At 51.3% G+C, this 19,755-nt stretch carries 14 protein-coding genes and 2 tRNA genes; 8 read left to right on the top strand and 8 right to left on the bottom strand.

Annotation, left to right across the window (positions count from 1 at the left end; all coding sequences use genetic code 11):
- Positions 1–183 precede the first annotated feature (183 nt).
- The 4 genes from cfa (at position 184) to M975_RS08950 (ending at position 5,277) form a co-directional block, all read left to right on the top strand.
- The gene (gene cfa, locus M975_RS08935; RefSeq protein ID WP_064558871.1) at positions 184–1,332 is read left to right on the top strand and encodes a cyclopropane fatty acyl phospholipid synthase; all 1,149 of its coding nucleotides are present in this window, start codon (positions 184–186) and stop codon (positions 1,330–1,332) included.
- Positions 1,333–1,537: 205 nt separating this feature from the next.
- Positions 1,538–2,857 (top strand): PTS sugar transporter subunit IIC, encoded by a 1,320-nt coding sequence (locus tag M975_RS08940; protein WP_064558872.1) that lies wholly within the window; start codon positions 1,538–1,540, stop codon positions 2,855–2,857.
- Between the two features lie 51 nt (positions 2,858–2,908).
- Positions 2,909–4,300, top strand: coding sequence for a glycoside hydrolase family 1 protein (locus M975_RS08945; protein WP_064558873.1), 1,392 nt, complete (start codon positions 2,909–2,911; stop codon positions 4,298–4,300).
- 53 nt (positions 4,301–4,353) lie between these two features.
- Positions 4,354–5,277, top strand: a complete 924-nt coding sequence (locus M975_RS08950) for a LacI family DNA-binding transcriptional regulator (protein WP_064558874.1) — start codon at positions 4,354–4,356, stop codon at positions 5,275–5,277.
- Between the two features lie 53 nt (positions 5,278–5,330).
- Here the strand turns inward: M975_RS08950 and M975_RS08955 are convergent, their stop codons facing one another.
- Complete coding sequence (locus M975_RS08955) at positions 5,331–5,972, bottom strand: riboflavin synthase (RefSeq protein ID WP_064558875.1); 642 nt, start codon at positions 5,970–5,972, stop codon at positions 5,331–5,333.
- Between the two features lie 351 nt (positions 5,973–6,323).
- Between M975_RS08955 and mdtK the strand changes: the two genes are divergently transcribed.
- The 3 genes from mdtK (at position 6,324) to M975_RS08970 (ending at position 8,046) form a co-directional block, all read left to right on the top strand.
- Positions 6,324–7,697, top strand: a complete 1,374-nt coding sequence (gene mdtK / locus M975_RS08960) for an MdtK family multidrug efflux MATE transporter (protein WP_064558876.1) — start codon at positions 6,324–6,326, stop codon at positions 7,695–7,697.
- Between the two features lie 153 nt (positions 7,698–7,850).
- Positions 7,851–7,927, top strand: a tRNA-Val gene (locus M975_RS08965).
- A 42-nt stretch (positions 7,928–7,969) separates the two neighbouring features.
- Positions 7,970–8,046 (top strand) — tRNA-Val (locus M975_RS08970).
- A 166-nt stretch (positions 8,047–8,212) separates the two neighbouring features.
- On the opposite strand, the gene M975_RS08975 is transcribed toward M975_RS08970, so the two are convergent.
- The 5 genes from M975_RS08975 to M975_RS08995 form a co-directional block, all read right to left on the bottom strand.
- Positions 8,213–10,177, bottom strand: a complete 1,965-nt coding sequence (locus M975_RS08975) for a PhoX family protein (RefSeq protein ID WP_064558877.1) — start codon at positions 10,175–10,177, stop codon at positions 8,213–8,215.
- 175 nt (positions 10,178–10,352) lie between these two features.
- Entirely contained in the window at positions 10,353–11,339 is a 987-nt protein-coding gene (locus M975_RS08980; protein WP_064558878.1) for an aminoimidazole riboside kinase, read from the bottom strand.
- A gap of 29 nt (positions 11,340–11,368) precedes the next feature.
- Positions 11,369–12,706, bottom strand: a complete 1,338-nt coding sequence (locus M975_RS08985; protein ID WP_064558879.1) for a carbohydrate porin — start codon at positions 12,704–12,706, stop codon at positions 11,369–11,371.
- 85 nt (positions 12,707–12,791) lie between these two features.
- On the bottom strand, positions 12,792–14,219 hold the full coding sequence (locus tag M975_RS08990) for a glycoside hydrolase family 32 protein (RefSeq protein ID WP_064558880.1): 1,428 nt from the start codon (positions 14,217–14,219) through the stop codon (positions 12,792–12,794).
- A gap of 21 nt (positions 14,220–14,240) precedes the next feature.
- Entirely contained in the window at positions 14,241–15,482 is a 1,242-nt protein-coding gene (locus M975_RS08995; RefSeq protein WP_064558881.1) for an MFS transporter, read from the bottom strand.
- 272 nt (positions 15,483–15,754) lie between these two features.
- Between M975_RS08995 and M975_RS09000 the strand changes: the two genes are divergently transcribed.
- The gene (locus M975_RS09000) at positions 15,755–16,750 is read left to right on the top strand and encodes a LacI family DNA-binding transcriptional regulator (RefSeq protein WP_064558882.1); all 996 of its coding nucleotides are present in this window, start codon (positions 15,755–15,757) and stop codon (positions 16,748–16,750) included.
- Positions 16,751–16,861: 111 nt separating this feature from the next.
- Here M975_RS09000 and melB read toward each other — a convergent pair whose 3' ends face one another.
- Positions 16,862–18,289 (bottom strand): melibiose:sodium transporter MelB, encoded by a 1,428-nt coding sequence (gene melB / locus M975_RS09005; protein ID WP_064558883.1) that lies wholly within the window; start codon positions 18,287–18,289, stop codon positions 16,862–16,864.
- A gap of 84 nt (positions 18,290–18,373) precedes the next feature.
- The gene (melA, locus tag M975_RS09010) at positions 18,374–19,729 is read right to left on the bottom strand and encodes an alpha-glucosidase/alpha-galactosidase (RefSeq protein ID WP_064558884.1); all 1,356 of its coding nucleotides are present in this window, start codon (positions 19,727–19,729) and stop codon (positions 18,374–18,376) included.
- Between the last annotated feature and the right edge of the window lie 26 nt (positions 19,730–19,755).

Genomic DNA, 19,755 nt, shown 5'->3' on the forward strand with positions numbered 1-19,755 from the left:
AAGTTATGACGGGAGCCCTTGTGCTCCCGTTTGTTGTTTTTAGTCTTAATTTAGTGGGCATTCGCCCCTTTCTCTGTTCTACGTCGGAATCAGGCTCGCGGAAATTTCCGTGACATTTCTCACATGCCCAAAATAGCGTCTACGCTGTTTTAAGGTTCCTCACACATTGGTGATGGAGAAGCTATGAGTTCATCGTGTATAGAAGAAGTCAGCATAAGAAATAACCCGTGGTATCGGATTGTGAATGAAATGCTCACACAGGCCGGTGTGGAAATAAATGGTCCGCGCCCTTTCGATATACAGGTTAAACATCCCGATTTTTTTAAGCGTGTCCTGCAAGAGGGTTCACTGGGTCTTGGTGAGAGTTATATGGACGGCTGGTGGGATTGCGAACGCCTGGATATCTTTTTCAATAATGCCATTCGCGCAGGGCTTGAAAGCAAACTCCCCCGGCATATAAAAGACACACTGCGCATTGCTGCTGCCCGATTTTTTAATCTGCAAACCCAAAAACGCGCCTGGATTGTTGGCAAAGAGCATTACGATCTGGGTAATGATCTCTTTACCCTGATGCTCGACGAGCATATGCAATATTCATGTGGTTACTGGAAAGATGCCGCAACCTTGAGTGACGCGCAGAATGCCAAACTGAAAATGATCTGCGATAAGCTCCATCTTGAGCCTGGTATGACGCTGCTGGATATTGGTTGTGGCTGGGGCGGGCTTGCCGAATTTGCCGCGCGCAATTATGGCGTGGCAGTGCATGGCGTCACTATTTCTGCCGAACAGCAAAAAATGGCGCAGCAACGATGTGCAGGGCTTAACGTTAATATTTTGCTGCAAGATTATCGCGAACTGGATATGCAGTTTGACCGCATTGTTTCCGTCGGCATGTTTGAACACGTCGGGCCGAAAAACTACGCCACTTATTTTAATGTTGCCGACCGCAATCTGAAACCAGACGGTATTTTCCTGCTGCACACCATCGGCTCGAACAGAACCCATAACCACGTCGACCCATGGATAGACAAATACATTTTCCCTAACGGGTGTCTGCCGTCAATTTGCCAGATTGCTCAGGCAAGCGAAGGCCGTTTTGTTATGGAGGACTGGCATAATTTTGGCGCCGACTACGACAAAACATTAATGGCATGGCATGAGCGCTTCCAGAATTACTGGCCACAGATTGCTGATAACTATTCAGAGCGCTTCAAACGAATGTTCAGTTATTATCTTAACGCCTGTGCCGGCGCGTTCCGTGCTCGCGATATCCAGCTTTGGCAAGTCGTCTTTACCCGTGGCGTCGAAAACGGTTTACGCGTTCCGCATTGATTTTTGCCCCGGCGTTGCCGGGGCTACCTGCCTCTTCTCAAGCATGTAGCATTTTCTTAACAAAATGTGAGTTTCTTCACGTTTCCTGCGCTCCTTTGTTCACGAGTTTGATCCCGTTAACACTTATCTATTTATTCATTGGAAACCGGTTTCCATGTTGTTTCACAATTAGTCACTTCCAAAAAACAATAGCAAGGATACCGCCATGAGCATGTACCAAAAAATGGTCAATGTGATTGAGCAAAAAGTCACGCCAATGGCCGGAGCAATGGGCTCTCAGCGCCATGTCATCGCCATCCGCGACGGTTTTATCTCCGCCCTGCCGTTTATGATCATCGGTTCTTTCTTGTTAGTGTTTATCTTCCCGCCGTTCTCGCCAGACAGCAGCTGGGGTTTCGCGCGTTCATGGCTGAATTTTTCACTCACCTACCGTGAACAGCTGATGTTGCCGTTTAACCTCAGCATGGGCGTGATGACGTTCTTTATTTCCGTCGGTATTGGCGCAAGTCTTGGCAAACACTATAAGCTCGACCCGATAATGACGGGTTTGCTGGCGTTCATGGCCTTTTTACTGGTCGCCGCGCCCTATAAAGATGGGCAAATCTCAACGCAGTATTTCTCTGGCCAGGGCATTTTCACCGCGCTGATTACAGCGATTTACGCCAGCGAAATGTACGCGTTCTTAAAACGCCACAACATCACTATCCGCCTGCCAAAAGAAGTCCCGACGGGTGTTGCACGTTCATTTGAAATTCTGATTCCGGTGGTGGTGATTGTTGCCACTCTGCACCCGCTGAACTTGTTTATTGAGTCGACCACCGGGATGATTATTCCGGAAGCCATCATGCACTTGCTGGCGCCGCTGGTCTCCGCATCCGATTCCCTGCCTGCGATACTGATTTCCGTCTTTATCTGCCAGATTTTGTGGTTTGCCGGTATTCATGGTGCGCTTATCGTCACCGGGATCATGAATCCGTTCTGGATGGCTAACCTTTCTGCTAACCAGACGGCACTTGCGGCGGGTAATGTTCTGCCACATATCTATCTGCAGGGTTTCTGGGACCACTATTTGCTGATTGGCGGTGTGGGATCAACGCTGCCACTGGCGTTCTTGCTGTTACGTAGCCGTGCGATTCACCTGCGCACCATCGGCAAAATGGGCGTGGTGCCAAGCTTCTTTAACATCAACGAGCCGATTCTGTTCGGTACGCCAATCATCATGAACCCGATGTTCTTCCTGCCGTTTACTTTAGTGCCGATGATTAACGCCACGCTGGCTTATATCGCCACCAAATTAGGTTGGGTTGCACAGGTTGTATCGCTGACACCTTGGACTACACCGGCACCGATTGGTGCTTCCTGGGCCGCAAACTGGGCGGTAAGTCCCGTAATCATGTGCCTGATTTGTATGGTCATGTCGGCTGTGATGTATTACCCATTCCTGAAGGCTTATGAGCGCACTCTGCTGAAACAGGATGAAGAACGTAATGCGCAGGAAACTAACAGCCCGATTACAGCAAACTGATATTTTTTTATTGCCTGCCCGGATGGCAGGCACGTCAAACGAGGAACGAAAATGAAATACGTATTTCCTGATAATTTTTGGTGGGGCAGCGCCAGTTCAGCACCGCAAACTGAAGGTGAAACGCTCTCTTTTGGCAAGTCAGCCACCATTTGGGATCAGTGGTTTAAAGAACAACCGACCCGTTTCCATAACGGCGTAGGCCCGGCAGACACCTCCACGTTCTACAAGAACTGGAAGCAAGATATCGCGCTACTGAAAGAATTGAATCACAACACCTTCCGCACCTCCATTTCATGGGCGCGGCTGCTCCCTGAAGGGCGCGGTGCGGTCAACCAGCAAGCGGTGACTTTCTACAATCAGGTCATCGACGAATTACTGGCGCAAGGCATCAAACCCTTTATCAACCTGTTCCACTTTGATATGCCAATGGCAATGCAACAGGAAGGCGGCTGGGAAAATCGTGACGTTGTCACGGCTTATGCTGAATTTGCGAATGTTTGCTTCGAGCTGTTTGGCGACCGCGTGAAGCATTGGTTCACATTCAACGAGCCGGTTGTACCCGTCGAAGGCGGCTATCTGTACGACTTCCATTACCCGAACGTGGTGGATTTCAAACGTGCAGCCACCGTTGCCTACCACACCATGATCGCCCACTCGCTGGCGGTAAAGGCTTATCACGAGCGTAATGACGGCGGCGAAATCGGTATTATTCTCAACCTCACCCCTTCTTACCCACGTTCGCAAAACCCTGCGGACGTGAAAGCGGCAAACATCGCTGACCTGATGTTTAACCGCAGCTTCCTCGACCCGGCTTTGCGTGGTGAATATCCGCAAGAGTTAGTGGAACTGTTGAAAGAGCATGGCCAGTTGCCTGCGTGTCAGCCTGGTGACAAAGAGTTGCTGGCGGCGGGTGTTGTTGATTTGCTGGGGATTAACTATTACCAGCCACGCCGCATCAAATGCCGCGATTCACTGGTGAACCCTGACAGCCCGTTCATGCCGGAATGGTTCTTTGAAGCCTATGAAATGCCTGGCCGCAAAATGAACCCATACCGCGGCTGGGAAATCTACGAGCAAGGGATTTACGATATTCTCACCAACCTGCGTGAAAATTACGGCAACCCAAATTGCTATATTTCCGAGAATGGCATGGGCGTTGAAAACGAACAGCGCTTCGACGAGAACGGCCAGATTCAGGATGATTACCGCATTGATTTCGTGAGCGATCACCTGAAGTGGCTGCATAAAGGCATCAGCGAAGGCAGCAATTGCCTCGGCTATCACATGTGGACGTTTATTGATAACTGGTCCTGGTGCAACGCCTATAAAAACCGTTACGGTTTTGTCTCGTTAAATCTCGAGACACAGCAACGCTCCATCAAGAAAAGTGGCGAATGGTACAAAGCTACCGCCGCAGAAAATGGCTTTAACGATCGTACGTAATCTCAGCATACGGGCCGCAAGGCCCGTTTCTGGCTGAGGAGCGGGAACACACCATGTCGAATATTAATGATGTAGCACGCCTTGCTCAGGTTTCCAAAGCAACCGTTTCGCGTGTTTTAAGCGGCAGTCGCGGCGTGAAAGAAGAGAGCCGCCAGGCAGTTTTACGCGCCGCCGAGATCCTCAATTACAAACCCAACGCTATCGCTCAATCACTCAGTAGCCAGTCCACTCATTGCATTGGTGTGATCTGCGCGACAGAACATATTCAGCAGTCTACCGGTTACCTGCAAGCGCTTGAAAAGCAGCTTAACCAGCATCAAAAACATTTGTTGCTACGCTTTGCCAATGACCATGACAGCGTGGCTCAGGCTGCACAGGAGCTTTCCAACGGGTTGTGTGACGCGCTGGTTGTAGTAGGGGCTCGTTTCCCTCTGCCGGAACTCGACGACGATATTATGTTGATTGATTGTCTGAGTGGTTCGCACAACTTCAGTATTCAGTGTGATCATGTTTTTGCCGCAGAAACTGCCGTGCACTATTTATGTAACCAGAAGCGGCGGCAAATCGCGCTCATCAATTTTGCCAGCGGTGAAGCGGCATCATTAACGCTTGAGGGTTATCACCAGGCCTTGCACAACCATGTGGTGCCTTTTAACCGCCAGCTGGTCATTGACGATGAATCATCGGTACGCATTGCGCTGCAGCGCCTGATTAACCGCGGTGTGAAGTTTTCAGCGCTTTTAGTCACCGACGACACTCAAGCGCAAGAAGCCGTGATGATGCTCAACCAGTACCAGTTACAGGTTCCTGAACAAGTGATGGTTTTCAGTCTGGATGGTTCAACCCGAATGCCTGGGGTAAACGCAATTCCAGCGATTAAATACCCGTTAGAGAGCATTGCCCGTCGGGCGGTGGAGTTGTTGTTGGGGGAACGGCACAGCAGTGATTTGGTGCGCGGAAGTTTATTGATTGCCTGATAATAATGTCGGATGTCGCCGACGCTAATCCGACATCCGACAAAACTCGTTGATCACGCCTTCGGCAACAGCGCTTCCAGCGTCGTTTCACGCTGTGCAAGCACACGCTCTACGGTATCAACAATCGCCTGGGTCTGCGGGTCGATCTCAATATTAATGCGGTTGCCTAATTTCTTGCTGCCAAGCGTGGTTCGCTCCAGCGTTTCAGGAATTAAATGCACGCAGAAACGCGATGAAGTCACTTCACCTACCGTCAGGCTAATACCATCAATGCCGATATATCCTTTATGCAGAATATATTTCATCAAGGTTGTATCGCGCATTTTAAACCAGATCTGGCGGTTATTTTCTGAGGTCAGAATTTTTGCCACTTCAGCGGTCGTCATAATATGACCGGACATAAGATGCCCGCCGATTTCATCATTAAATTTAGCCGCGCGTTCGACGTTAACACTGTCGCCCACCACTAACTCGCCGAGGTTGGTGATGCGCAGCGTCTCTTTCATAAGATCAAAGCTGACGTGGTTACCATTGATTTCCGTGACCGTCAGGCAACAGCCGTTATGCGCAACCGACGCCCCTGTCTCAAGGCCGGGTAACATCGCATCTGGCATGGCGATAACGTGCGTGCGGAAGTTAGGTTTCTCGTCAATGGAGACCAGGGTCGCAGTGCCCTGCACAATACCTGTAAACATCGTAAAGCTCCTGGTAATTAAATGGTATTGAACATACCCGTTAGCATTCGAGTTACAGGTAGGCGGCCAGGGAGCAAATCCCCAGGAGCTTACTTGAGTAAGTGACTGGGGTTTGTGACTGCAGCCAACACCCCTGTAGCTCGAAGGATGACGGGTATAATAGATAATGCAGCACTTTAACAGTTGGAAAAAATGCTTGCCAGCTATCCGCGCCAACCCACCATTATTTGGCTGGCATATTCGTTTTCTGCCGCTACAATAGTCAGGCTAATTCCCCTGCAATTCCTATTTTCCTGCCACTTCTGGCGGTCTTGTTGTCTTTCTAATAACTAAAAATATTCAGGTGTTAACATGCAGAAGTACTTTGTTGAAGCCCGCCAACTGCTCGCGTTGGCGATACCCGTGATCCTCGCGCAAATCGCACAAACCTCGATGGGCTTTGTCGATACCGTGATGGCCGGTGGCTACAGCGCAACCGATATGGCCGCAGTGGCAATCGGTACCTCTATCTGGCTGCCCGCCATTCTCTTCGGCCACGGTTTATTGATGGCGCTAACGCCCACCGTCGCACAACTCAACGGCTCTGGCCGTCGTGAGCGTATCGCTCACCAAATTCGTCAAGGTTTCTGGCTGGCGGGGATTGTCTCCGTGCTTATCATGGTTGTCCTGTGGAACGCAGGCCATATTATTCATGCCATGAAAGATATTGATCCGCAGCTTGCTGATAAAGCCGTGGGCTATTTGCGCGCGCTGCTGTGGGGCGTCCCGGGCTACTTATTCTTCCAGGTGGCACGTAACCAGTGTGAAGGTCTGGCAAAAACCAAACCCGGTATGGTGATGGGCTTTATCGGCCTGCTGGTCAACATTCCGGTCAACTACATCTTTATTTACGGCCACTTTGGTATGCCAGAACTCGGCGGTGTGGGTTGCGGTGTAGCAACAGCAGCAGTGTATTGGGTGATGTTTTTCTTCATGATTTCTTATGTACGAAAAGCACGCTCAATGCGCGATTTGAAACTGCCAAAAGGCTTTATCAAACCTGACTGGAAAGTGATGTATCGCCTGACCCAGCTGGGCATGCCGATTGCGCTGGCGCTGTTCTTTGAAGTGACGCTTTTCGCGGTCGTGGCACTGCTAGTCGCACCACTGGGGATTGTGAACGTGGCAGGCCACCAGATTGCCCTGAACTTCAGCTCGCTGATGTTCGTCTTGCCAATGTCACTTTCAGCAGCAGTCACTATTCGCGTAGGCTTCCGTCTGGGCCAGGGCTCAACACTTGATGCGCAAACCGCAGCCTGGACCGGTATTGGGGTTGGTATGTGTATGGCGACGCTGACTGCCATCTTCACGATTGTGATGCGCGAACACATCGCCCTGCTCTACAACAGCAACCCAGAAGTTGTCGCGCTGGCGGCTCACCTGATGCTACTGGCGGCGGTTTACCAGCTTTCCGATTCCGTGCAGGTTATCGGCAGCGGTGTACTGCGTGGTTATAAAGACACTCGCTCAATTTTCTTTATCACTTTTATCGCCTACTGGGTGCTGGGATTACCAAGCGGATACATTCTGGCGCTGACCGATTGGATTGTTGAACCGATGGGCCCAGCTGGTTTCTGGACTGGCTTTATTATCGGTTTGACGTCGGCTGCGATTATGATGATGTTCAGAATGCGCTGGTTACAACGCCAGCCTTCGATGACGATTTTGCATCGCGCTGCGCGATAAACGTGAATAGCCGCCATAATGGCGGCTATTTTTCCATCGACTTGCGCAGTTGCGCAGCAAACGAGTGAAATATGGAAGAAAATTACCGTTTAACCCTTGCAAGGTTTGAGGGCTGCCGCTAATATTCGTCCCCGTTGTCTCAGACAACACAGTGCGTCCGTAGCTCAGTTGGTTAGAGCACTACCTTGACATGGTAGGGGTCGGTGGTTCGAGTCCACTCGGACGCACCATTTTCTCGTTTTACCGCAGTACGTAATACCGCAACAAACAGTGCGTCCGTAGCTCAGTTGGTTAGAGCACTACCTTGACATGGTAGGGGTCGGTGGTTCGAGTCCACTCGGACGCACCATTTATAAAGAAACATTCCAGAACCATCCCTTCTGTTTTAAAACCCAATCCTTCGATAAAAATTCCAATACATTCATATTTTAGCTTTCTGACTTCTGTGCAACAGGTTTGCTGCTTAGTGTTTTCAGACAGGCGTGTACCAGCCTCCTTGCGAAGGCTGCGAATAATTAGCTACCGATGACGCCGCCATCCGCCTTTATAATCACCACCGTGGAAGAACGCGGGCGACCATTTTTGTCACCGTCAGGCCAGCTGGAAACAGCAGTCGGGTTTGCCGGGTCGCTGATATCATCGCCGGGCTCACCTGGGTGCTGAATATTAATAAACAGCGTGCGGTTATCTGGTGTAAAGGCAATGCCAGTTATCTCGCAACCGCGTGGTCCGGTGAGGAAGCGGCGATATTCGTTGGTGCCAGGGATGGTGGCAAGCATCTGGTTATTGCCCATTCCCTCGTAGGCTTTTTTGTTGATGGTACTGGATGAGACATCCGTCTGAAGCCACAACACGCCGCGATGGTCGAACGACAACCCATCTGCGCTGCCAAATTCGTCCCCCTTCATTGAGCCTTTGGTTGTTTCATCCGCCCCATCCGGCTTGCCGCCTAACACCAGAATATCCCACTTAAAAGTGGTTGATGCTGGATCACTGTTCTCCTCGCGCCAGTGCATAATGTGCCCATAAACATTATTGGCGCGTGGGTTGGCGGCATCTATCGGGGCTTTGCCCTCTTTACCGCGATCGCTGTTATTGGTTAAGGTGCAATAAACGCTACCCGCCGTATGGGTATCGACAGCTATCCACTCCGGTCGGTCCATTTTCGTTGCGCCTACCACATCGGCCGCCAGACGTGTTTTTATCAGCAACTCAGCCTGGCTTGCGAAACCGTTACTCTCATCAAGACCCGCTTGCCCGTGAACCAGTGGCAACCAGTTACCGCTGCCATCGTCATTAAATTTTGCGACATACAGCGTGCCATCAGAGAGCAGGTCCATAGCCGATGCGCGGTTGCTGGCATCGTATTTATTCGCTGAGACAAATTTATAGATGTATTCGAATTTCTGATCATCCCCCATATAAGCAACAACACGGTTATCGGCGGCCAAAGTCACAGCCGCACCTTCATGCTTAAAGCGCCCTAAAGCCGTGTGTTTACGTGGGGTTGATGCCGGATTATAAGGGTCGATTTCCACCACCCAGCCGAATCGGTTAGGTTCATTAGGTGTGGCATCAACGCTAAAGCGCGGATCAGCTTCGCTCCAGCGGTAGGAGTCGTCGCTGCTGCTGATGCCATAGCGTTTTTCGAGCGCGTTCGGCGCGGCTTTCTTAACGAAAATATCCGACCAGTTCTCTTCGCAAGTCAGATAAGTGCCCCATGGCGTATGCCCATTGGCACAGTTTTGCATGGTACCAAGCACCGTTTCACCCTGCGGGTCGGCTGCGGTTTTCATCAGGTCGTGATGTCTGGCGGGCCCGGTCAACGTCATCGGGGTATTCACGGTGATGCGACATGCAAATTCAGAGGGCCGGACGACCGTCCAACCTCCCCCCTCTTTTTTCACCTCGATAACCGAAATCCCCATCGCATTTTGCCCTTTGCGGACTTTATCCAGACTCCAGTTCGCCACACCGTCTTTAAACAGCAAACCGTTGTCGATATATTCATGGTTCATCGCCAGTAATCCGTGATGAGGGTCGTCGCTGCCCTGCGGCAGACCAAACCACGCCATACCGTCATGGTGCATTCCCGCCTGAGCCGCCTGCTCATCAGTGGTGTTACTGCCATCTGTTTTAAACTCCGGCATATTGCCTTTTAAACCCACCGCGTCGCCCCAGCGGTAAAACGGCCGAGCCACGTAACCTTCCGGTACGCGCACGGTATCGTCCGTCGAAACGGCAATGCTGGCAAAACCAAGTGAAGCAGGTCGCACCATGGCAGACTCGACGGCCCAGGCCGCCGGAGATTTCAACAGTGCGGGGAATGCCACCGCAGTTCCGGCAACCATACCGAGTTGCAGGAATCTGCGGCGACTGACAAAAGCGTTGGCAACATCAGAGAAAACGGGGTTGGCGCTGCAATTGCTGATTTCGTCGTTATGTTCTTGTTTAAACAGCGGCTTAAGAGGTCTGCTCATCATGGCTTCCTGTCGATATTGTTATCAGAAGTCAGCAGTGTAAGAAGGATTTGTTACAGATTTATAACAACAGGCGATTGAAAAGGATGGATTACCGGGCGGAAATAGCCCGGCAACAAAGAGCTTTCTGATGAATGCCCTTTCGATAATGGGTGCAATTCACCCACACAGCAACTTATCCGTGGCCGTTTAAAACAGCCAGAGAAGCTTCGCATTCAGTTTTAATTTCGCAATGAAGCAACGGTGCGCGAGCAATAAACTTCCGCACTGTTTCCCGGTCCGGCGTGGCAGCTAATGCCCCTTTTTGCGTGGTGACCAGTGCACCGCACGCGCTAGCCTGCGCGAGGGTTTGCTGGAGTTGAGTCAGCGTTTGCGGCATTTGCCCTTCAGCAATACTCGCCAGCAACCCGGCAACAAAGCCATCTCCAGCACCCGTGGTATCGACACTTTCGACTATATAGCCGCCAAATTCGATAACCTGATCGCGCCATAAAACCAGTGCGCCTTTCGCACCGAAAGTAATGACTTTCAGGCTGGCGGGTAGCATTTTCAGAGCCTTTATTGCCTGCGAATATTCACGGGTTCCCACCAGCCAGTACCACTCTTCTTCCGATAATTTCAGAATATCGGCCTGCAGGGCAAAATGGCGAACGGTGGTCAGCATCGTCTTGCGGTCGGGCCACATCTGTTCGCGTAAATTCACATCAAAACTGAGCAGGCCACCCGCTTGCTTAATCTTCCCGATTGCACAAGCAAGTGTCTGGCGGCACTGTGTTGCCACCAGCGCCAGCGAACAAAAATGCAGAATATCGGCGCTAAATTCCGGCAACGCTTCCGGGGTGACAAACTGATCGGCAGACGGGTTCACTAAAAATGTAAATTCACGCTCGCCATCTTGCCCCAGTGATACTAAAACCGTGCTGGTGCGATGCTGGCTGTCCATCTGAAGATGTTGTGTCGTCACGCCATATTCATTGAGCGTGCGTTGCAAGAAATGGCCAAAAGCGTCGTCACCTACCCGGCCAATAAAACCGCTTTGATAGCCAAGCCGCGCACATCCCACCGCGACATTAAACGGTGCGCCACCCGCACAGGCACGATATTGCATGTCCGCAAGCGGTAATAAATCCACCACTGCATCACCAAACGTCCAGATATTCATTACAGATCCTCGCAAATAGTGGTCACTTTTTAGAACAGATATTTAAAACGCAGACGCGCACCGTATCGTGGTTGATGGTCCGCATGATCTTCTGCTGATGAATCAAGCCAGGAGGCATAAGCCCCAAGGTAAATATTGAAATTGGGCATATCCATAATATTGGGTAATTGCCAGGAGGTGTGAAGAGTGTGAATATCGTAATTACCCGGTGCGAGAATGGCGCAATCACTGTCGCATTCACCACTGACGCCTGCGATATTAAAATCAGATATTTTGTTATGCGCATAAATATAGCCAAGCTCTACGCGATGCCAGAGCGCATTAATCCCGGCACTGAAATCCTGTTCTTCTTGCGCATCCATATAGGCCGTATTCAGATTAACAACCACGCCATCTTGTGGATTGTTTTTTAGCGTATTCCAGCTCATCGTCAGGCCGTAACCTGTACGCCCGGATTGGTCGTGCCAGTTTCCGGCCTCATCGTGATAACCGTAAGCATTGTTGACCAGGTTGGTTTCCATCGCGGCTGCAACAGAGTAGTCACCCGAGCGCCAGGCAATAACCGGGCGAACGTAAACTACATTTTTCTGGTTATCAAGTTCGGTGCCATGGTAACGCTGGTCGACGTACAGTGAACTGCCGTCTTCTATCAGGGTGTTGAGTTCCAGATACCAGTTATCCAGCGTCTGGCTAAACAACAGGTTCCCACCGCTGTTACTGCGCCCGCGCGCTTCTTTCATCATATAGATGTAGCCATAACCATCGCTGTAAAGGTCGTTGGCGGTATTCCCGGAGTACTCGATAAAAGTGTCTTGATTAAGCGGGAACATGTCATAGGCTTCAAAACGCCCGACCTTCACCAGCCAGTCTTTCTGTTGCCCAAAGTAAAATGCAGCATCATCAAGGTTCATTTTTCCGTTCATATCCGCCAGCGGTTGTACGGTAAACCCGGCGTATTGGCCGTTGGTCGAATGCTGTACGCCGTCGATGCCTAATAATATTCGCCCGTTAATATCCCAGCGTTCTTTATCTCCCGGTGCCCAGTTTTTATTTGCACTGGTTTTAACGGATGTCAGGCTGCCGGTGCGGCTGGCACCATCGAGGTTAAATTCAACGTCACCATAAAACTTTAATTGCGCGTCGTTATTTAAAGCGACCACAGGCACAATCGTTTTATTCTCTTTTACAATTACGGGCGTTTGTTTTAGTTGGGTAATTTCAGACTCAGCTTTATCCGCCCGTTTTTCTGCATCCTGCAAACGCTGCTCAAGTAATGCAAACCGTTGTTCTGTTGTTAAAGAAGACTGAGAAAAACCCGAGGCAGAGTAAAAACTGGCGCACAGCACCAGTCCGATTTTTATTTTCATCGAATTAACCTTTGCTTATTATTATAAAATAATACTGCCGAGTGACGCCCGCCCCCATTTCACTGCGGGCGTCATTTTTATTAAATTACTCTAAATGCCATGCGCCGCATTTTTTAAGCACCGCCTCTCCGCTCCAGGCAAATATATCCAGCTTGCGTGATTCCGGATAAATACGGCTGCTGAGACAGGCTTCACCATCATTCACAAAAACTTCTACCGAAGAACTGTCGAAGAAGACCCGCAGGCTTAGCGTGGTGCTTTGCGGTAACGGAACGCTGCGCTGCCCGCAAAGCCCCAACTGCGGGTAATGCCGTTCCAGCACCAGGCGTTGCGCCTGGGCGTCAACATACAGTCGCATCCCCTCTTCCAGCGCGATACCAAACTGCTCAGCGTTGCTGGCCGATAAATCCCACTCGAGGATAACTTCTGTTGTTTCACACTCATCCATCACCCGCAACGCCTTATTTTTGAGTGTGTTCACAGGCCAGTTTTGCCAGCTGCGCCGCAGACTCTCAAGTTCCCTTGCCGGGCGCATTTGCAGGCGATTGTCGGCCGTGAGTGTCAGTTCACGCGGTAAAGTGAGCATGCCAGCCCAACCGTCTTGTTGCTCTGGCAGCGGCGATTCCCACATTGCCATCCAGCCGATGACGATGCGGCGACCATCCGGCGTCAGGAAACTTTGCGGCGCATAAAAATCGTGGCCGTGATCCATCTCCTGAAATGCACTTTGCTGGCTGAACGCTTCGCCAGGTTGCCACTGCCCCACCAGATAACCGCTCTGGAACAGATTGCGGTTGTCGTAGCCACGCGCCTCCATTCCCTGCGGGGAAAACATCAGGACTTGTTTACCGTTAAGGGTAAAGAAATCCGGGCACTCCCACATAAAGCCCATCCCTTCCTGAGCCTCAGCCAACAGCCCGGCATCTTCCCAGTGGTGCAAATCGTCCGAGCGATAGAGTCGTACCTGGCCGGTGTCACCCACACGAGCGCCCACCACCATGTACCATGTCTCTCCTTCACGCCACACCTTCGGGTCACGGAAGTGGTGCAACCCGGCTGGCGTATCAATAACTTGCCCGTGGCGCGTAAACCCGATGCCGTCTTTGCTGGTAGCCAGGCATTGAACCTGGTAGAGGTTATCGTCGCTTGCCGGGTCGCCATGATATTTATGTCCGGTGTAGACAAGCGCCAGTTCGTCGCCATTGACCACGGCTGAACCGGAGAAGCAGCCATCTTTATCTTCCGGCCCTTCCGGTGCCAGGGCGACGGGTAAATGTTCCCAGTGCAACAGGTCTCGGCTTCGGGCGTGCCCCCAGTGCATCGGCCCCCATTGTGTGGAATAGGGGTGATGCTGGTAAAACGCGTGAAACCAGCCATCGAACCACACCAGCCCGTTAGGGTCATTCATCCAGCCTGCTCGCGCCGCCAGATGGTAATGCGGATACCAGCGCATGTTCATCCGCTCGCGTTTTGCGTTCAGTTCCTGCTCGGCATTGGCAATTAATAACGTCATAACAATTCACTCTTTTTTCATTCAGACGGCAGAGGGTTGCGACAGCAAACCTTCTGAAGTGGGCTTATTGCTGCGCAAAAGGAATATCGAGATAAAGGTGGTACAGAACACCATCAGCCCCATGATTAAGTAGGACTGGGCGAACCCGTATTTTTCATAGCTGTACCCCGCCAGTGGCGACAACACCGCAGCAATGACGGAACTGGTACAGGCAAAGCCCACCAGGTAAAGCGTTGAAGAGAGGCGTTTGTCGAAGTTTAGGCTGTTATATTTGAAGATGGATACCAGCAAAATGGGCAGCTCCACCGCATGTAACAGTTTAGTGATTGAGATAAGCACCGACCCTTCGACCAGGCCTGACGCCACCATGCGCAGCGCCATCACCATTCCGGCGAAGATAAGCCCGTTTTTCGCACCGATGCGGTTCACAAGCCATGGGGCGCAGAACATGCCTGCGGCTTCCAGGAAAACCTGGAATGAATTGAGGTAACCAAACATCGCGTTCCCTTCGCGCAGCGTGGCAAATTGCGAGGCGAAATACACCGGGAATTGCTGGTCGTAAACGCCATAAATGCAGGTGCCGACAACAAAGAAGATCAGCGCCCGAAAGCGTGGCAGTGTTAGCAGGCGCAATGCGTCCGAAAGCGTGACTTTTTGCGCACCCAGCTCAACGGTCTCAAGGCTTGCCGCCGTCACCACTTTCAATTGCATCAACAAGGCGAAGAAGACAACGCCTGAGCATGAGGCGACAAGGAAGTTAAGTTTAGGGTTGATGTTAAACAGCAAACCGGCAAAAAAGGTCGCAACCGCCCAACCGAGCGAGCCCCACATGCGGGCTTTGCCAAATTCGAAAGTACTCTGGCGAGCCACACGCTCCGTGTACGACTCCAGCACCCCTATCCCACCGTTAAATGTCAAACCGATGAACAGGCCACCGAAGATACTGCCCAGCAGAATATTAATGCTCAGCAGATAACCAAAAAGCAGGTACGCCGGGCCGGATAAAATCAGCAGCGCGGTGATGTACCACAGCAGGTTTTTTCTCAACCCCAGGCGGTCCTGAATAAAGCCATAACAGACCTGCGCACAGAGTGCCGAAACCGACAGCACCGAGAAAATGATGCCGGTGTCCGTGGCCTTTAACCCCACTTCCTGATGAAGCCAGATTGAAAGTAGTGAGCTGGAAGAGGACCAACTGACGAAAAAGAAGAACAACAGCGCACTCAACAACGGGTAACTGCGGAAATGATGTCTTTTCATCAAAGCAATCTCATGTAGGGGCAATGACGAAATGATAACGTTAACATATTCGATTTTTCACAGGCTTTCGTGATGAGACATGATGTTAATCACAAAGGTTAACGTTAACATAATGCATTTGAGATCATGATCAAGTTTTAATGTCGATCTGAAGGATGCATTACATTGACTCACCGGACAAAATATCGCGCCAGGCTTTTACATCAGAATCTGAGTTGTATAGCCTGTGGCATACAGGACACGGGTTGGATTTCCCCTTACCAGGACAAGTACTTATGGCGTCATTAAAAGATGTGGCAAAACTGGCGAATGTGTCGTTGATGACGGTATCGCGGGCATTGAACAACCCGGAGCGGCTTAAACCCGACACACTCACCCATGTTCAGGCCGCAATCAGCCAGTTGAATTACGTACCCGATCTGTCCGCCAAAAAGATCCGTGGCGCGCGTGCCACAGCGAATACCATTGGCGTACTGGCGCTCGATACCGTCACCACCCCTTTCTCGGTTGAAATAACGTTATCCATTGAAGAAACCGCCCGCGCTCACGGCTGGAACAGTTTTGTGGTGAATATGTTCTCCGATGACAGCCCGGAAACCATGGTGGATTTACTGCTTTCGCATCGCCCCGGCGGAATTATCTATACCACCATGGGGCTGCGCCAGGTGCCCGTTCCTGCGAAATTACTGACACTTCCTTGCGTGCTGGCGAACTGTGAAAGCCTACACGACCCTGTTGCCAGCTATATTCCTGATGATGAACAAGGGCAGTATGAAGGCGTAAAAGCGCTGCTTGCTGCGGGTTACCGCCACCCACTTTGCCTGCACTTACCTTCTCAGCATCTGGCTACGGTTCGCCGCCGTAAGGGGCTGGCGCGAGCCTGTCTGGAATCGGGTATTGACCCGGATTCATTGCTGCACCATTACATGGAATTTGGCGACGAACATTACCGGGATATTCCGGCGATGGTGGAATCCCATATGCCAGGCGGTAAACCGCACTTCGACTCCGTGGTCTGCGGCAACGACCGCATCGCGTTTATGGTGTATCAGGTGCTGCTTTCCCACGGGGTGCGCATTCCCGAAGATGTCGCCGTGCTGGGCTATGACAATATGGTGGGGATTGGTGACTTGTTCCTGCCGCCGCTGTCGACCGTGCAGCTTCCGCATTACGACATTGGCCGCCTGAGCGCGTTACATATCATTAATGGCGACAGCCACCGCGAGACTGTTCGCGTAAACAGCCCGTGGCTGCAACGCGACTCTATATGAGCAAAAAGGGCATCCGTGCCCTTTTCTTTGTTAGCCCACCCGGTAGTTCATCACTTAAATAGGCATGGCAAACAGCACAGGCTTGCCGCTATATAGCCAATAGCCGACATGTTACGCCTTCACCTTAGCGGTATCCGTTATGCTGATGCTTAACGGTGCCTGCTCGACCAGCGCCTCGCGTTTGCGGTATTTATCCAACAGATGAATCTGGACTTTTCTCAGCATATCGCCGTTGAGTTTGTAGAGGCGGAAGTAAAACACCAGCGTGATAAGGAAGAAGAGCGCAGGCAGCGCAATCATGATGAACTGCATCCCCGCGACGGTGCTTTCGTTTTGCGCCACATTCGGTACATAACCAATCATGCCAAGCACCAGTGCGATAAAGAAAGCGGCGAATGCAGAGCCACCTTTCACCACCAGCGTTTGCACCGAGTAAGCAATACTCTCGCAGCGCACGTTGAGTTTGTACTCGCCGTAATCGACGGTATCCGCCACCATAATGACCTGCAACACCCAGAACAGTGCGGTGCCTACGTTCAGCAAAATCCCGGCGAGGGAAATAAGCCAGACATTATGATACCCGGCAAGCGCAATCCACAGCAGCACCCCACCGCCCAGAATCGGCAACACCGAAGCGCCGGCCCAGAGTAAACGCCGTGACAACGCTTTCACCAGTCGAGGGAAGAAGATCAGCGTCAGCAGGTTTGCCGCACCCGCATAAGACATGTAATACGGGAAGAGACTGGCATCACCAATCACATAGGTGAAGTAATAAATCGCGAAGCCGGCAATGATATTCGACGCAATGTTATAAGCCAGCGCCATGCCCAGCAGGCAGGAGAGCTGATCGTTTTTGTAGATTAACGCCACGATGGCTTTTAACGTCAGGCGGCTGCTGTCGGCGGTGACATCGCTGTCTGACGAGTAAACCTCTTTCACATTACGCAGCGTGATGATTGTCGAGGCGATGAAAAAGGCAATCAGCACCAGGGTAAACATCTGGAAGCCGAATCCACGGTCCGCACCGCCAACATAATTGACGAACGGCAACGTTACCCCTGCGGTGATAAACCCTGAAAGGCTGGCAAAAAAGCGCGGAAATGGCACCAGTTGCTCGCGTTCACGTTTATCCAGCGTAATGGTCGGCACCATCGACCAGAACGGAATATCCATAATGGTGTAGGTCATTCCCCACAAGATATAGGTGACGCAAACAAACACCACCTGGGTTGTGCCTTCGAACAGGTGAGCGCTGAACAGCAGAAACAGCACGATGGAGTTAGCAAGGGTGCCCACCAGAATCCAGGGTTTGAACTTCCCCCACCTTGAGCGCGTGCTGTTAACTATCCAGCCCATTATCGGGTCGTTGATGGCATCCCAAATCCTTGCGACCAGGAACAGCGTGCCGACCACACCGACCGATAAACCCACGACATCGGTGTAGTAATACATCAGGTACATGTAGACGATACCGATAGCGAAATCTTTCCCAAACGCCCCAAATCCATAACTGAGTTTTGTTGTAATTGATATGCTCATATAGGGTACAGGGTCACTGTTACCAGTGCCCTCCTTCTGTTATTAGATACGTCAGGTGCCGGGCAACATCCCCGGCGTTCGCTATTATGCGCGGTGCAACCACGCCGGGAGCCAGTTGCCGTGAGAGGCAATCAGATCGTCAACCAGGGCATAAATTTCTTCAATGCCCAGCACCGTGGAAGTGTGGGGATCAAGCATTGTGGCGTGATAAACGCGGTCGCGATTCTCGGTTAAAATCGCTTCGGTCAGCAATGTCTGCACGTTGATATTGGTTTGCATCAGTGCCGCGAGATGCGAAGGCAGCGTGCCAATGCGCGTCGGTTGAATGCCATTGGCATCTACCAGGCAGGGTACTTCAACACAGCACCCCTGCGGCAAGTTGTCGATAAGGTTATCGTTACGCACGTTGCCATAAATAACGCTCGGCTCTCCGGTCCATAGCGCATTCATAATGGTGCTGGCATATTCCCGCGACGGTTTGATATCGATGCGTTCAGCCGTTTTGTACTCTTCAAGCTCTTTGCGCCAGGTCGCTAACTGCTCCACACAGCGTTTCGGATATTCATCCAGCGGCACTTTATAGCGTTCAATTAAATCCTCGCGCCCCGGCTTAATAAACCACGGTGTATATTCAGCAAAGTGCTCGGAAGACTCCGTCACGAAATAGCCCAGTTTTTTGAACATCTCATAGCGAACGATATTTTCACAACGCGCATTGCCGTGAAGATTAGGTTTCGGTGCCTGCCCGGACTCAAAAGCTTGCAACATATCAGGGTAAATACTGACGTACTCGCCCTGCTCATTTTTCTTCTCCAGCGACAGATAAAAGGCCATATGGTTGATGCCTGCACTGCGGTAACGCAGCGTGGCCGGGTCGATATCCAGATCTCGCGCCAGTTCTTCCGCCGTTCCTTGCACCGAGTGGCACAGCCCCACCTGTTTAATATGCGGATACCGCGCATACATCGCCCAGGTGTTCATCGCCATTGGGTTCACGTAGTTCAGCATCGTGGCATCCGGGCAAACTTGCGTCATGTCTTCACATATCTGCCATAAATGCGGGATGGTACGCAGCGCACGCATAATGCCGCCTGGGCCTAAAGTATCGGCAATAGTTTGCTCGAGGCCATGGCGTTTACACACTGCAAAATCGGTGACGGTACACGGCTCATATCCACCAATCTGGAAAGCCACCACCACGAAATCCGCCCCGTGAAGTGCGGTCTTTTGGTCGGTATGGCAGGTAATTTTCCCGCAGGCACCCGCAGAGTCCATCAGCTTACGCACCACAATATGCGACTCTTCCAGCCGCCTTTCATCAATATCCATCAGGGCAATGTGGGCAGATTTCAGCGCCGAACGATGGAAAACATCCCCAAGAATGTTTTTGACAAAAATCGTGGAGCCTGCGCCGATAAAGGTAATTTTGGGTGCTGACATTTTCTTTCTCCGAGTGATAAGTGGAC

Source organism: Buttiauxella brennerae ATCC 51605 (genome assembly GCF_001654925.1).
Lineage (GTDB): Bacteria > Pseudomonadota > Gammaproteobacteria > Enterobacterales > Enterobacteriaceae > Buttiauxella > Buttiauxella brennerae.

What these genes read in the sequence shown, in the direction of transcription:
- M975_RS08985 (WP_064558879.1), bottom strand. Translation starts at nt 12,706, where the DNA reads ATGAAAATAAAAATCGGACTGGTGCTGTGCGCCAGTTTTTACTCTGCC.
- mdtK (WP_064558876.1), top strand. Translation starts at nt 6,324, where the DNA reads ATGCAGAAGTACTTTGTTGAAGCCCGCCAACTGCTCGCGTTGGCGATA.
- cfa (WP_064558871.1), top strand. Translation starts at nt 184, where the DNA reads ATGAGTTCATCGTGTATAGAAGAAGTCAGCATAAGAAATAACCCGTGG.
- M975_RS08980 (WP_064558878.1), bottom strand. Translation starts at nt 11,339, where the DNA reads ATGAATATCTGGACGTTTGGTGATGCAGTGGTGGATTTATTACCGCTT.
- M975_RS09000 (WP_064558882.1), top strand. Translation starts at nt 15,755, where the DNA reads ATGGCGTCATTAAAAGATGTGGCAAAACTGGCGAATGTGTCGTTGATG.
- M975_RS08945 (WP_064558873.1), top strand. Translation starts at nt 2,909, where the DNA reads ATGAAATACGTATTTCCTGATAATTTTTGGTGGGGCAGCGCCAGTTCA.
- M975_RS08955 (WP_064558875.1), bottom strand. Translation starts at nt 5,972, where the DNA reads ATGTTTACAGGTATTGTGCAGGGCACTGCGACCCTGGTCTCCATTGAC.
- M975_RS08940 (WP_064558872.1), top strand. Translation starts at nt 1,538, where the DNA reads ATGAGCATGTACCAAAAAATGGTCAATGTGATTGAGCAAAAAGTCACG.
- M975_RS08975 (WP_064558877.1), bottom strand. Translation starts at nt 10,177, where the DNA reads ATGAGCAGACCTCTTAAGCCGCTGTTTAAACAAGAACATAACGACGAA.
- M975_RS08990 (WP_064558880.1), bottom strand. Translation starts at nt 14,219, where the DNA reads ATGACGTTATTAATTGCCAATGCCGAGCAGGAACTGAACGCAAAACGC.
- melA (WP_064558884.1), bottom strand. Translation starts at nt 19,729, where the DNA reads ATGTCAGCACCCAAAATTACCTTTATCGGCGCAGGCTCCACGATTTTT.
- melB (WP_064558883.1), bottom strand. Translation starts at nt 18,289, where the DNA reads ATGAGCATATCAATTACAACAAAACTCAGTTATGGATTTGGGGCGTTT.
- M975_RS08950 (WP_064558874.1), top strand. Translation starts at nt 4,354, where the DNA reads ATGTCGAATATTAATGATGTAGCACGCCTTGCTCAGGTTTCCAAAGCA.